The sequence below is a fragment of the Helicobacter sp. MIT 14-3879 genome (assembly GCF_003364125.1).
Genome location: NZ_NXLP01000035.1, coordinates 1 through 14,355, shown reverse-complemented (window position 1 = coordinate 14,355; position 14,355 = coordinate 1). Strand labels below are relative to the sequence as shown.

The window sequence follows — 14,355 nt, the reverse complement described above, 5'->3', positions numbered from 1 at the left end:
GTGTAGAGAAAAACAAACCCCAAAATATTATTGCTTGCCTCTAGCAGAATGACCACTTTATCTAAATATCTTGTAATTGATGTAGAATCCTAAAAAATATTAAAACACTATGATTCAAGCTTATAGCCCACACCACGAACAGAAATAATATATTGTGGTGCTTTGGGGTTTTCTTCAATCTTAGAACGCAACCTGCCAATAATTACATCAATGCTCTTATTAGAACTTTCTGGATTGATAGATTCAGATTCGATAGCAATTGCTTCTCGGCTGAAAACATGCCCCTTTTTGCTAATAAGGAGCGTCAAGATTTCGTATTCCGCTCTTGTTAGCTCGAGCTTTTTTTCTTTAAAATAAACTTCACGCGTGTCTTTATCAATACGAAATGTAGCTGATTTGTTTGCAATTTTCTCTTCTGCAAGTTTTTGAGAATAGCGGCGCAATAAAGACTGAATCCTTGCAACCAACTCCTTTGGATCATAAGGTTTAGAAATATAATCATCTGCCCCATTATCAAGGGCTTCAATCTTATCATTCACATCGCTTTTAGCTGATGAAATGATAATAGGGATATTTTTTTGCTTTGCAACTTTTTTGCATACTTCTAATCCATCAAGATTAGGCAGTGTCAAATCAAGTAGCAACAAATCAAAACGTTTTGTTGCTAAAGCAGACATACCTGTATAAGGTTCGTCATAGTTTGTTACATTAATGTTGTATTGTTTGAGATAGTCGCTTAAGACTTCTGCTAATTCAACATCATCTTCTATCATAAGAATTTCTAACATTTGTAAACCTTTATTTTGAATTTTAAGATTATAAATTATCTTATATAAAAACTCTCTTAACTTCAATATACTTAACATATTAGATTATATAAAACCTACAAAATATAGTAGAATCTATCCTTACATAATCCTAAATCAATAAGGTGCAAGAATTCATGAAAGATTCCATGAGTAAGTGCTATGCACAAACAACAATCCCACAACAATATATTCAAGAAATCCAATCCTCTCCAATAAAACTAGGCTCACGAGGATCCCTGCTGGCTCTTTGGCAGGCAAATTATATTAAAGGGAAGTTGGAATCTATTGGCATTCAAGTAGAAATTCGAGTTATCAAAACACAAGGCGATAAAATTCTTGATGCACCATTAGCAAAAATTGGTGGTAAGGGGCTTTTTACCAAAGAATTGGAGCGAGAGTTATTGAATGGAGAAATTGATTTAGCCGTCCATTCTCTTAAAGATGTGCCTGTAGATATTGAACCTAGATTATGTCTTGCAGCAATCACAAAACGAGAGGATAGTAGAGACTGCTTTGTGAGTTTAGAGTATTCTTCACTGCAGGAATTACCACAAGGAGCAAGAGTTGGCACAACCTCTTTAAGACGTAGTATGCAGCTAAGAAATATGCGTCCAGACTTAGACACACAAAGTCTTAGGGGTAATGTGCAAACGCGACTTGCACGCTTAACAAACAGAGATTTTCATGCCATTGTTTTGGCAATAGCCGGATTAAAACGTCTAGGATTATATACATATAATACACAAGATAATATCCACACAAAACCTATCACAAAAGCAAAACAAAGCCTCGATTCACTTCCTTTTATTGTTCCTTTTGGCGTTTCAGAAATGATACCAGCTATGGGACAAGGAGCGTTAGGACTTGAGTGTCGCAATGTGAAATACTCTTCTTCTTTTAGAGATTGGGCTATCTATCAAGTCTTGTTATCGCTGCATGATGAAGAAAGTGCGTTATGTTGTCAAATTGAACGTGCATTCATTAAACTTTTAGGAGGTGGTTGTCAATCTCCCATAGGAATTCATGCGCAAATTTTGGATTCTGAAAAAGTACAGATAGAATGTATCGCAGGTAATTTAAGTGCAAGCAAAATTTTAGAAAACAAAAAAATTTGCAACAAAAACGAAGTCTCTTATGCCTTGCAAGACATGATTAATGAATTAAAGAGTGAAGGCATAGAATCTCTTTTGCACGAAGTCGCAAAAGAGATAAGGAACTAAGGCTTTTTACAGAGGGTTATTAAAAATAGGCTAAAATACTGCTTTCAAAGTTAAAGATCAGCACTGAAATGTTAGGATAGGCATAATGGAATTTGCAAATTACATAGACATTGGAATAATAGTGATTGTTTTATTGCTGGGATTACGTGGATTGAAAAATGGTCTAGTACATGAAATCATGAGTATGGTTGGTGTAATATTGGGAATCTATCTAGCATCAAAGTATTGTGTAGAATTAAGTAAATACCTGAAGCTTGCTGGACTTGAGCTTCAAAATGAAACAATCCTTTGGAGTCTTGCTTTTATCATCATTTTCTCATTTATTTGGATTGGATTCTTGGTAGTTGGTACTGTGATTGCAAGATTCATTGTTGCTATGCCCGAACTTGCTATTATAAATTATTTTGGGGGATATATTTTTTCGGCATTAAAGTATTTTGTGATTTTGTGCGTTTTAGTCTATGCGTTTTCTCAAATAGGATTCCTCAAAGCTCCCATTAAAGATTTCACAAAAGATACGACAAGTTATCCCATTATGTATGAAGTGGCTGAAAAAATCATGAGTTTAGAAACTATTCAAGAAATTCAAGGACAATATGAAGAACAAGCACAAAAGGTGAAAAAAGATGTCGATAAAAATATCGAAAAAACAAAAAAGAACATCACGAGATCTCTGCAAAAATCTATTCAGTGAAAGGATAATAGTTGTTTGAAAATACCTATATACAACAAAGAATACAAAAAGCAAATCATCTGCGTGAATTAGGATTAAATCCCTATCGCAATGATTCTAGGGTGGATATAAGCAATCAGGAATTTTTAGAAAAATTTGCCTATCTTAAGCAATTGGAATCTGATGAAAAACAAAATGAGACTTCCAAGGTCTGGATAAAAGGCAGGGTAAAGTTTCTACGTCTCATGGGTAAAGCGAGCTTTATGAAGATAGAAGATTCTAGCGCGCTCTTACAAGTGTATTTTTCACAAAATGAATTAGGTGATTTATTTAAAATCCTAAAAAAAAATCTTGAAGTAGGAGATATTGTCAATGTGTATGGATTCCCTTTTGTAACAAAAACAGGTGAGTTAAGTATCCACGCATTAGAATTAAAATTGCTTACAAAAGCAATTATTCCATTGCCAGAAAAATTTCATGGCTTGAGCGATATTGAATTGCGTTACCGACAAAGATATATAGACTTAATTGTAAATGAAGGTGTAAAGGAAACTTTTATTATTCGCAGTCAAATTATTTCTTCTTTGCGTAAGTTCTTTGAATCTAGAGGTTTCTTGGAAGTAGAAACTCCCATGCTACACCCAATCCCAGGCGGTGCAAATGCTCGACCTTTTGTTACGCATCACAATGCTCTCAATATTGAAAGATATTTAAGAATTGCACCTGAACTCTATTTGAAACGGCTTATTGTAGGAGGATTTGAAGCGATTTTTGAGATTAATCGCAATTTTCGTAATGAGGGTATAGACCATAGTCACAATCCAGAATTTAGTATGATTGAATTTTATTGGGCTTACCATGATTACAAGGACCTAATAGCCCTTACTAAGGAGCTTTTTCATTACATCTTAGAATCTCTAAAACTGCCTAAAATTTTACCTTTTGGTGATATGCAAATCGATTTTCATGCCTTTAGCACATTAAACTACAAAGAATCTTTATGTACTATTGGTGGGATAGACCCTGTAATTGTGCAAAATAAAGAGAAATTAGAAAAGTTTTTATTGCAAAATCATATCAAGATAGCACCTCATCTTAGTTATGCAAAGTTACTCAATGCAGCCTTTGACAACTTTGTAGAATCTAAGCTCATTAATCCTACTTTTATTACAGATTATCCTCTTGATATTAGCCCACTTGCAAGACGCAGCGACACAGATTCTACCATTGCCGATAGATTCGAATTATTTATTGGTGGCAGAGAAATTGCTAATGGGTTTTCTGAACTCAATGATCCATTAGACCAATTAGAGAGATTTAAAGCTCAAGTTATAGAAAAAGAAAGAGGCGATGCAGAAGCACAATATATGGACGAAGATTTTATTTGGGCTTTGGGACATGGTATGCCACCAACAGCAGGGCAGGGCATTGGTATTGATAGGTTGGTAATGCTTTTAACCAATAACAAAAGCATTAAAGATGTAATTTTATTTCCCGCAATGAAACCTATTGCAGAAAACGATAATTTGACACACGAAAAGGAGTAGTTATGGCTTATTATATGCAAACACAAGATTCAGAAGTTTTTGACTTAATACAAAAAGAATTAGAAAGACAAAATGCACATTTAGAAATGATTGCAAGCGAAAATTATACTTTTCCTAGCGTTATGGAAGCAATGGGAAGTATCTTGACTAACAAATACGCAGAGGGTTATCCCAACAAACGTTATTATGGGGGTTGTGAATTTGTTGACGGTATAGAATCTCTTGCCATAGAACGCGCAAAAAAACTTTTTGGCTGTCAATTTGCTAATGTGCAGCCCCATTCTGGTTGTCAAGCAAATGCAGCAGTATATGCTGCTTTGCTTAATCCCTATGATAAGATTCTGGGTATGGATTTAACGCATGGTGGGCATTTAAGCCATGGTTCAAAGGTAAGCATAACAGGTAAAATATATCAAAGTTTTTTTTATGGTGTGGAGTTAGATGGACGAATTAATTATGATAAAGTTATGGAATCTGCTAGAGTGATTCAGCCAAATATTATTGTGTGTGGATTTTCTGCCTATACAAGAGAATTAGATTTTGTAAAGTTCAGAGAAATTGCAGACAGTGTGGGCGCGGTTTTATTAGCTGATATAGCGCATGTAGCAGGGCTTGTTGTCGCCGGAGAGTATCCCAACCCCTTTCCTCATTGTGATATTGTAACAACCACTACGCACAAGACATTGAGGGGACCGCGAGGGGGCATGATTCTTAGCAATAATGAAGAAATTGCACAAAAAATCAATAAAATGGTTTTTCCGGGTATGCAAGGAGGACCGCTTATGCATGTTATTGCTGGTAAGGCAGTCGGTTTCAAAGAAAATCTTAAGCCTGAATGGAAAGATTATGCCAGACAAGTCAAAAATAATATTAAAACTTTAGCACAAGTGTTAGTCAATAAAGGTTTTGACTTGGTAAGCGGAGGCACAGATAATCATCTTATCTTAATGAGTTTTTTAAAAAATGATTTTAGCGGCAAAGAAGCAGATGTTGCACTTGGCAGGGCAGGTATCACGGTCAATAAAAACACTGTTCCCGGTGAAATTCGCTCGCCATTTGTAACAAGCGGCATTCGTATAGGTTCGCCAGCTCTAACTGCTAGAGGCATGAAAGAAAAAGAATTCACATGGATTGGTGAAAAAATTGCAGAGATTTTATCAGACATTAATAATACTTCCTTACAAGCAAAAATCAAAAAAGAGATAGAAGAACTCAACAAGGAATTTATAGTTTATGAGAAACCAATATTCTAAGTATCGTAAGATCACAAAACAATTCTTAATTTAATAATGTTTAGTAAATCATGATAGAATCAAAAACACTTATGGTTAAATCGATTCAAGAGGAAATGTAATGACTGAAATGGAGTTGAAGCTCATTAAGATTGACACAAGCCATTATTACTTAAAGGTTAAAGGCTTAGGGCAAAAAATGGTACATGTGGGAAAAATCTTTTATGATAAATTTGAAAGAGTGAATTCGCTCTTAAGCTCACAAATCATACAAAGTCATTTACGTAAAGAAATCACTGTTGCGCATTCTCTGATTTTACGAGGAAACAAGGTAGAAAATATTGTTTTTGACTATAATGGCAGGGATCCTCAAAGATTTTACCATAGAGCACAGCTTCTGTTACGCGATGAAGGCTTTATTAACTTCACTGCATATACCACAAGGACACCCGGGCACTTGCATCTCTATATCCATAAGGGACACACAGATTTAGAAGAGGGCAAAAGACTAGCAAAAAATCTCTCTTTAAAACTCTCAACAAAATGCGCAATAGAATGGCGCATGTTTCCTAACGATGATATACCGCCACAATTTAATATTCTTGCTCTGCCCTATGAAGTTTATGCAAAAGAACGAGGTGCTGCTTGGTCAAAACACATGTAATTTTTACACCAAAAGTCTTGTATAATCCAAATCAATAGGAGTTTTATATGAAAAATAAATCAAGTGTCAATGATATTTTTCAAAGCGAAAATAGCAGTAAAAATAAAACTAAAACCATTTTATTATTAACAATTGTTGCAATTATCTTGATTGTTACATTTCTCATTATCGCGTGGGTAATGACGAGAGATAACACTATAGAATCGATACAATTAACAGGAGACCAAGAGACACGAATTCTTAATCAGCCACCTTATGCTCATAATATTGATGAATCTAGTAGTTCTAATACATCATCTATGGCTAATTTAGACCCATTTGATATGGATATGGCAAAAATGTCAGATACTCCGCCATCTAGCATTCCCAATCTTAGCTTACCTCCCCTTGATTCTAATTCAACAACTTTTAATCTTGATAATGACCCTAAAGTATTAGCAAAAATGCAGGAGCTTCAGCAAAAACATTTAGAAAAAAGCAAAAATGCACAGCCCAATACTCAAGATTCTAATAAAATAAGCGAAAAAGCGGCAAGTGTTTCCGTATTGCCTAAAGAGATAACCACCAAAGAACCCTCAGATTCTAAAAATATATCCAAGGAAACAGTCATTAAGCCCGCTATAGACCCTACCAGCATTAAATCTAAAGAACCAAAAAAAGAGGAAAAAACACAAACTCCAGATTCTAAAAATGTAGCAAAAGCATCTACTCCTGTAAATAGCACTCCAGCTAAACCAGCTGCTCCTAGCGAGCAATCTAGTGCCAGCAAGCCTAGTAGCAATATTATTGAGAAACCACAACAGATTGAAAATAAAGATAATGGTAAAGCCGCAACGAAAGGGCATTACATTCAAGTTGGATCTTTTGCCGGAAGTGTCGATAAAAATTTTCTTAACAGAATTTCTAAGTATCCTTACCGTATAAAAACAGACTCCAAAGACGGTAAAACTGTTGTAAAATACCTTATAGGACCTTATTCTTCTAGGGTTGAAGCCAATAGGAATATACAAAAAATCAAAGAGATACAAGGCAGTGCGTTTTATGTAGAAATCAAATAGATTCTTAATGTATTGCAAGATTCTTGCGATACTGAAGCCGACTCTTGGAGAGTGTTCCTAATTATTGTGTGTGCTTATCTGTTTTGCACAAAGAATAATTGATTCTGTTATCCACTAATATCTCATCATAGACAACTTATATGATTAAAGATTGCTTGATAGTCATGAATATGAGGGATTAATAATATTTGATGTAGAGATTAGGGGGGGGCATATCTATAGGGATAAATTAGCTAAAGAACTATGCTTCATTAATAGAGCCATGTAGAGAGTAAAATCACAATAAGTTTATTCATTGTGTTTTGTCTCTATGTGTTAATTCTTAAAAAGAATTAAATTGCAGAGAACAAAACATAACTCATGATTCTTTCTTTCTCTTAACTTTTAAGACTCTCTTATTCTCTTTTGAGTGTATTCTATGCTTGGTGTATTAATTTTAGATACTTGAGATTCTCTTTATCTTTTAATTGTTGTGTTTTCTCATTCTCTTTGAATCTTGAGATTCTTTCGTTCTTAATACTTAGGTTTTTTTGCTCTTTTAAATTCTCTTTTTCTCATGTCTGAATCTTAATACCTTGATTTTCTATCTCTTTCAGTCTTGAGATTCCTTAGTTCTTAATGTTTTGTTTTCTCTCTTATTCTCTTAAATCTCTCTTGCTTTTTTATTCTTTCTCATGTCTAAATCTTAATGCCTTGATTCTGTATTAATCTCTTAGATTCTCTCATGCTTAGTTCTTAATTCCTTTCTCACTTTGAGAATCTTTGTTCTTTTAGAATCCAACATAAGAGAATCTTATAGATTCTTCACTTTGCTTTGCAAAGTTCAGAATGACAAAGTAGATTTATTATTTTAAGTCTTCAAAATGCCAAGAAACTAACATGCAAAGCCGAGACTTTGGAATGACAATTTATTTCTTTTGTCATACTGAGGCGTTAGCCGAAGTATCTCTAATAGAATCTCTTTCTACACTCTGAATCTCTTAATGATAGAATCTTAGATTCTGCATGATTCTATATTTTAACCTCATTTAAGAGTTTTATTAAAGCTTTAGTTTTTTAGTCTAGCATAAGAGATTCTACACTTAGCCTAATTTGAAAGTTTTATTTAAGCTTTAGATTCTTTGCTCTCTTTAGAATCTAGTATAAAAGATTCTTGAGATTCTTCACTTTGCTAAAGCAAAGTTCAGAATGACAAAAGAAATAAATTGTCATTACTAAGGCATAGCGAAGTATCCCTAATAAAAATATTCAAGATCCTTTCATCTCATCAGATTCTTTAATCCCTTAACTCTCTTATGTTGTCTCTCTCATTCTCTTTGAATCTTTAGATTCTTTCGTTCTTAATGCTTAGGTTTTTTTGCTCTTTTAAATTCTCTTTTTCTCATGTCTGAATCTCAATGCCTTGATTCTCTTTTATTCTCTTTCAATCTTGAGATTCTTTAGTTCTTTTAATTCTTGGATTCTCTTAATGTTTTTCTCACTTTGAGAATCTTTGCTCTTTTAGAATCTAGTAGAAGAGAATCTTATAGATTCTTTAGCCTTACCAAAGCAAAGTTCAAAATGACAAGGATTGCTAGATTCTTTAGCCCTGCTACACAAGACTTCAAAATAACATTGTGAAATATCTATTTTGTCATTCTGAGCTTTAAGCGTAGCGAAAGCGAAGAATCTCTTTCTGCACTCTGAATCTCTTAATGATAGAATCTTAGATTCTGCATGATTCTATATTTTACCTCATTTAAGAGTTTTATCAAAGCTTTAGTTTTTTAGTCTAGCATAAGAGATTCTACACTTAGCCTAATTTGAAAGTTTTATTAAAGCTTTAGATTCTTTAATCAAATACAGAATCACACACAGAATCTTAAAGAATCATAGAGAATTCTTTTAACTCTTTGAATCTTTAGATTCTTTAGTTCTTAACTCTCTATATGCTTTGTTTTCTATTTTCTCTTACTCTTTTGATTCTATTACTCTCTTATTCTTTCTCATATTTGAATCTTAATGCCTTGATTCTGTCTTATTTTCTTTGAATCTTGAGATTCCTTAATTCTTTTAATCTCTCTCAATCTTTTATTCTTTCTGTCTAAATCTTAATCTCTTGGATTCTCTTAATGTTTTTCTCACTTTGAGATTCTTTGCTCTTTTTAGAATCTAGTAGAAGACAATCTTATAGATTCTTTAGCCTTACCAAAGCAAAGTTCAAAATGACAAGGATTGCTAGATTCTTTAGCCCTGCTACACAAGACTTCAAAATGACAGTGTGAAATATCTATTTTGTCATTCTGAGCTTTAAGCGTAGCGAAAGCGAAGAATCTCTTTCTGCACTCTAAATCTCTTAATGATAGAATCTTAGATTCTGCATGATTCTATATTTTACCTCATTTAAGAGTTTTATTAAAGCTTTAGATTCTTTGCTCTTTTTAGAATCTAGTAGAAGAGATTCATGAGAAAGCATTTTGCTAAAAATCCCAAAGTCTCAATGTTTAAAATCTAAATTTTTATTTATCTTGTATAATTTTATGGAGTTTATTTGCTTCACAAATATGTGAATGATTGTTATGATGAGGTTTTGATACAAAGGAATAAAAAATATGAAAAAAATTCTTTTTATTTTAGGCACGAGACCTGAAGTCATCAAGCTTGCTCCTTTGTATTTATATTTTAAATCCCAGAAAGATTTTGCAGTGTATTTATGTAATACCGAGCAACAAAAGCATTTAAGTCGTCAAACTCTCCGATTCTTTAATATTAAAGCTGATTTTTCACTCAATGTCATGAAGCCAAACCAGAGTTTGCCTAGTGTGAATGCCAGATTGCTTACAAAGTTAGATGAGCTTTATGAGAAAATAAATCTTGATGCTGTCATTATTCAGGGCGATACAATGAGTGCCTATTGTGGAGCTTTGAGTGCCTTTTACAGAAAAATCCCCATCTTTCATATTGAAGCAGGTTTAAGATCAGGCAATATCTATGAGCCTTTCCCAGAAGAAGCAATGAGATTAATGATAAGCAAAATTGCTTCTCTCCATTTTTGTCCTACAAAACAAGATGCAAAAAATTTATTGGCAGAAGGTATCCATCACTCAAAGGTTTTTGTAACCCAAAACACAGTCATAGACGCTTTTTCGTATTTAGATTCAAAGGAATTAGCAAAATCTACTCTGCGTTTGAAAAAGCTAGGTTTAAATCTTATGGGAAAGAATCAAGTTTGCTTAGTTACCCTGCATCGCAGAGAAAACCATGACAAAATTTGCGAATTAGCTGCTGCCTTGCAAGAATTAGCTAGATGTAACCCACACACGCAATTTATACTTCCACTGCATCCTAATCCTAATGTGAGAGGTGTCCTCCAAAATACCCTAAGCCATTTTCCAAATATTATCCTGACAGAATCTTTGAACTACATTGATTTAATTAATGTGCTTAAAGCTAGTCATTTGGTCTTAACTGACAGTGGAGGCATACAAGAGGAAGCACCAAGCTTTAAAGTAAAAGTTTTGGTGCTTAGAAATTTTACAGAACGCATAGCGGGAGTGCAGTTAGGATTCAGTGAGCTTGTTGGGAATAACAAAGAAAATATCATTCAAAGAGGGCATTATTTTCTTAATCATTCCTATACTTTAGAATCTCAAAATCCCTATGGTGATGGATTAGCCAGCCAAAGGATTTATAGACATATCAAAGATTTTTTAGGAGTAAAACAATGAGGACATTTTTAGAGAAAGAATTTGCTTGTGTTGTTCATAGAATACAAGAAAGCTTAGAGTCTGATGGGATTTTAGAAAGTGCTTGTGCGCAAAGAAATGAAGGAATGCACAAAGCACTAGTAACGGGGGGGGGGGGGCAACAAGATGTTAGCGTTATTCTTAATCTCTACAAACGTCCTTATGCCTTGATAAAACAACTTAGGGCAATAGAGGCACAAAGCCTAAGACCTAAAGAGATTTTACTTTACCAAGATGGTGTCTTTGAGGGAATTTGCATACCCGATGAAATTAAAGATTCATTTGATGAGATAGAGATTTCAGAATCCAATAAGGGTGTGTGGGCAAGATTTGATTTTGCCAGAAGAAAGGCACAATCCCCTTTGATTTGTGTGTTTGATGATGATACAATTCCGGGAGTTGATTTTTTAGCAAATTGTTTTTCAGAAATGCAAAAACAAGAGGGGTTGTATGGAGGTAATGGGGTGGTTTTTTGTTACCCAGAATATTATCCAAGAGCAGAAAGCAGCTTTAACATCGGACATTATGTGCCTAATGAACGCACAATGCAAGTTGATTTTGTAGGGCATGCTTGGTTTTTTAAAAAAGAATGGTTAGAGGATTTATTTACCAACACACAAGTCCTTCAAGATTATAAAATAGCAGGAGAAGATATTGCTTTTTCATTAGCTTTACAAAGAAAGGGAATTAAAACTTTTGTGCCACCCCATCCCTTAGGACAAGAAAATTTATGGAGTTCTGTTTTTGCAGACACTTATGGCACAGAGGAAAATATCGCTCTGCACCGTGATTCAAAGAATTTTCCAAGAAAAAGAAAAATGGTAAGAGATGCTTTGAAATTAGGATTTGAACCACTTGTGTGCAAAGATAAACAAGCTTTTTTAACCAACTATCACTCTTATATCAAAAAAGGCAAGTTAAGCAAACTACGATTCTTTATTGATTCATGGATAAAGCCCTGTGTAAAACCTATGGAGAAAAAAATACGAGTTGCTATTAAAAAATTCTTAGGAATTAAAAAATATCAAAAGAGATAGGAGCAAATTGTTGTTTATTGATGACAAAGAAGAATAATCTTGTGCAGCCTTTGTGTAAGTTGCTAAATAGAGTAAAGGTATTTTAATATTTTAAATGAAATTTGCTATTATCTTTCTTAGAACATAAAACGAAAGCCGCCATTAATTTGAAAAATGTTTGGCACGTCACGTCCCAAATGTGTGTCGCTAATAAATGCTATTGCGCTCAAAGTCCGAGTTATGCCAAATTCTGCCATAATATCTAGTTCATTTTGTATAATATTTGTTGTGTTATTGCTACCATAACGACCGCTATAACCATCAAAAAATGTTGCTCCATAAGCTGCATAGACATTCAGTTTGTTATCAAAAAAACTAAGTTTTGAGGCAACATAGATTAAATGCGCATTTCTCCCAAATTTAATGGCATGTCCACCCCAAATAAAAAAAGGTTGAATATTGTTATAGAAAAACGAATCATCTGCTTGTGTACCATTGCCCACACCCATAGCATTAAGCCCCCCCATACCTCCTCTGCCGCTTGCAAGATAACCCACCATAATATCTAACCAACTAAAGCCAAAGCTAAATTTTGCATCAAATAAAAAAGTGTTATTATCAGCAGAAAAATTGCTTTGATGATCTTCAAAGCTGCCTGCAAATCCTATATCTATGCCAAACCAAGTTTCACTCCCATTAAATCGGAATCCAGAATGCCATCTAGTTCCCAAGCTAACAAACGCGCCGGGTATAAATGTGCTAAAAACACTTGCATACATAGAGCTTTTAATATCTTTCCTGTTACCTGCAAAGAAATATTTTATGCCTACATCAAACCACCCTGCATTGCCCAAACGTGCGAAAGGTAACATTTCATAATAACTCACACGACCTTTCCTATACGCCCACATTCCTTCTATGGTGAGATTCTTGAGGCTCGCATTTCTTATCCAGATTCCATCCGTGAGAGTATTAATATATTCATTAATGGGCTGAAATCTTCCCAACTTAATAGCAGTATCCCCATCGAAATATTCAAGAAAAGATTCTCCCAATAATATCGCACTATCGCCTATAAATGTCCCTTCACTTCCTCCAAAATCTCTTCTAAAAGCATTTTGCGAGCTAAAAAAACTTTGAGCAGCACGAAAAGAAATGGCAGCACGTAGGCTATAGTAAAAACCTGTAATATAGCCAAGCCCCACAGAACCATTAACATAACCCCCTGAACTGTTTGTGTATTTACCGTATAAAATAACATCTACTCTCTTTGTACCATTGAGCAGAGCATCATCAAGTGTTGTATAACGTGCTTCTATACTTACACATAAAGCCAAACACAGAAAAATCGTTAAAAACCGCATAACTTTCCTTAAAAATTTTTAACTTTCCTAAAATTATTCTACAATAGTAAGTAATTTATGCCTTAAGAGGCGATTTAAAATCTTAGGGCAAGTACATCACAAAAGGTGTTATTCTATCCAAAGATTATCAAGCAATCTTATTTTGTCTATTGTAATGGCTACAAGAAAAATACATTTTCTTGCTTCGCGCGTTCCATATTCTTTTGCTAATGTGAGATTGTGAGTATAAAAATCCATATAATCAATTTGCAAGCCTTGCAGGATACTGTTTGCTTCAGCCTTTAGAGTTTCAATATCTCTTATATTTTCTTGCACAATTAAATGTTCTATTCGCAAGATGGCACGTGGTAAAGCTAGGGCTTGTTGTCTCTGTGTAGGCGTTAAATACACATTGCGCGAGCTTAATGCTAGAGAATCTGTATCACGAACAATAGGCATGGCAATAACTTCAATAGGCAAATACAAATCATGCACCATTTTTTGCACAATTAAAAGTTGTTGTGCATCTTTTTTGCCAAAATATGCCCGTATAGAATAAGCATCGGTTTGAGAAGAATGATAGCACGAAGATAACATGAGATTAAAAAGTTTTAGCACAATCTGCAACACTCCTGCAAAATGTGTAGGACGATAATATCCCTCTAAGATATAGCCCATAGATTTTGGCGGATTAAGAGTAACCTCATCATTACTGCTATACATTTCCTTAGCATCTGGAGCAAAAACAATATCTACTCCCAAGCTTGTGCATAGTTCTATGTCTTTCTCTAATGTTCGTGGATATTTTGCTAAATCCTCTGTGGGTGAAAATTGTGTGGGATTTACAAAGATTGATACAACAGTAACATCATTATTTTTTATGCTAGATTCTATAAGACTTTTATGCCCATTGTGCAATGCGCCCATAGTTGGCACTAAGCCTAGTTTTGGCACGGCTCTATTATGGTCTTTATGCGCAGTAATCAGATGAGATTTTTTAAACATGGCAATAAAACATTCTGCGATATATCTTTGTAGCGTTTCTTTTGTTGTAGCCAGCATAGGCTG

11 protein-coding genes are annotated in these 14,355 nt (G+C 34.2%); 8 read left to right on the top strand and 3 right to left on the bottom strand.

The window, feature by feature from the left end:
* Positions 1 to 107 precede the first annotated feature (107 nt).
* Positions 108 to 788, bottom strand: a complete 681-nt coding sequence (locus tag CQA44_RS09705; RefSeq protein ID WP_115547045.1) for a response regulator transcription factor — start codon at positions 786 to 788, stop codon at positions 108 to 110.
* 167 nt (positions 789 to 955) lie between these two features.
* Here CQA44_RS09705 and hemC point away from each other — a divergent pair, with 167 nt between their 5' ends.
* The 8 genes from hemC to CQA44_RS09665 all read left to right on the top strand — a co-directional run bounded on the left by hemC (position 956) and on the right by CQA44_RS09665 (position 11,965).
* Positions 956 to 2,029, top strand: coding sequence for a hydroxymethylbilane synthase (gene hemC, locus CQA44_RS09700; protein ID WP_115547047.1), 1,074 nt, complete (start codon positions 956 to 958; stop codon positions 2,027 to 2,029).
* Between the two features lie 85 nt (positions 2,030 to 2,114).
* A complete protein-coding gene (locus CQA44_RS09695; protein ID WP_115547044.1) occupies positions 2,115 to 2,723 on the top strand; it encodes a CvpA family protein in 609 nt (202 codons plus the stop codon).
* An 11-nt stretch (positions 2,724 to 2,734) separates the two neighbouring features.
* A complete protein-coding gene (gene lysS, locus CQA44_RS09690) occupies positions 2,735 to 4,249 on the top strand; it encodes a lysine--tRNA ligase (protein WP_115547043.1) in 1,515 nt (504 codons plus the stop codon).
* A gap of 2 nt (positions 4,250 to 4,251) precedes the next feature.
* Positions 4,252 to 5,502 (top strand): serine hydroxymethyltransferase, encoded by a 1,251-nt coding sequence (locus tag CQA44_RS09685; protein ID WP_115547042.1) that lies wholly within the window; start codon positions 4,252 to 4,254, stop codon positions 5,500 to 5,502.
* Between the two features lie 100 nt (positions 5,503 to 5,602).
* On the top strand, positions 5,603 to 6,145 hold the full coding sequence (locus CQA44_RS09680; protein WP_115547041.1) for a DUF1882 domain-containing protein: 543 nt from the start codon (positions 5,603 to 5,605) through the stop codon (positions 6,143 to 6,145).
* Between the two features lie 47 nt (positions 6,146 to 6,192).
* Positions 6,193 to 7,203 (top strand): SPOR domain-containing protein, encoded by a 1,011-nt coding sequence (locus tag CQA44_RS09675; RefSeq protein WP_115547040.1) that lies wholly within the window; start codon positions 6,193 to 6,195, stop codon positions 7,201 to 7,203.
* Between the two features lie 2,591 nt (positions 7,204 to 9,794).
* The gene (gene wecB / locus CQA44_RS09670) at positions 9,795 to 10,910 is read left to right on the top strand and encodes a non-hydrolyzing UDP-N-acetylglucosamine 2-epimerase (protein WP_115547039.1); all 1,116 of its coding nucleotides are present in this window, start codon (positions 9,795 to 9,797) and stop codon (positions 10,908 to 10,910) included.
* Entirely contained in the window at positions 10,907 to 11,965 is a 1,059-nt protein-coding gene (locus CQA44_RS09665) for a glycosyltransferase family 2 protein (RefSeq protein WP_115547038.1), read from the top strand. Before wecB ends, CQA44_RS09665 begins: the two co-directional genes overlap by 4 nt.
* A 116-nt stretch (positions 11,966 to 12,081) precedes the next feature.
* Here CQA44_RS09665 and CQA44_RS09660 read toward each other — a convergent pair whose 3' ends face one another.
* Positions 12,082 to 13,308: a hypothetical protein gene (locus tag CQA44_RS09660; protein ID WP_115547037.1), complete on the bottom strand. Its 1,227-nt coding sequence runs from the start codon at positions 13,306 to 13,308 to the stop codon at positions 12,082 to 12,084.
* 108 nt (positions 13,309 to 13,416) lie between these two features.
* Entirely contained in the window at positions 13,417 to 14,292 is an 876-nt protein-coding gene (panC, locus tag CQA44_RS09655; RefSeq protein ID WP_115547046.1) for a pantoate--beta-alanine ligase, read from the bottom strand.
* Positions 14,293 to 14,355 lie beyond the last annotated feature (63 nt).

Excerpts from the sequence above, each read along its gene's own strand:
- CQA44_RS09660 (WP_115547037.1), bottom strand. The coding sequence starts at position 13,308 with ATGCGGTTTTTAACGATTTTTCTGTGTTTGGCTTTATGTGTAAGTATA.
- hemC (WP_115547047.1), top strand. The coding sequence starts at position 956 with ATGAGTAAGTGCTATGCACAAACAACAATCCCACAACAATATATTCAA.
- CQA44_RS09705 (WP_115547045.1), bottom strand. The coding sequence starts at position 788 with ATGTTAGAAATTCTTATGATAGAAGATGATGTTGAATTAGCAGAAGTC.
- CQA44_RS09685 (WP_115547042.1), top strand. The coding sequence starts at position 4,252 with ATGGCTTATTATATGCAAACACAAGATTCAGAAGTTTTTGACTTAATA.
- CQA44_RS09695 (WP_115547044.1), top strand. The coding sequence starts at position 2,115 with ATGGAATTTGCAAATTACATAGACATTGGAATAATAGTGATTGTTTTA.
- CQA44_RS09680 (WP_115547041.1), top strand. The coding sequence starts at position 5,603 with ATGACTGAAATGGAGTTGAAGCTCATTAAGATTGACACAAGCCATTAT.
- CQA44_RS09675 (WP_115547040.1), top strand. The coding sequence starts at position 6,193 with ATGAAAAATAAATCAAGTGTCAATGATATTTTTCAAAGCGAAAATAGC.
- wecB (WP_115547039.1), top strand. The coding sequence starts at position 9,795 with ATGAAAAAAATTCTTTTTATTTTAGGCACGAGACCTGAAGTCATCAAG.
- panC (WP_115547046.1), bottom strand. The coding sequence starts at position 14,292 with ATGTTTAAAAAATCTCATCTGATTACTGCGCATAAAGACCATAATAGA.
- CQA44_RS09665 (WP_115547038.1), top strand. The coding sequence starts at position 10,907 with ATGAGGACATTTTTAGAGAAAGAATTTGCTTGTGTTGTTCATAGAATA.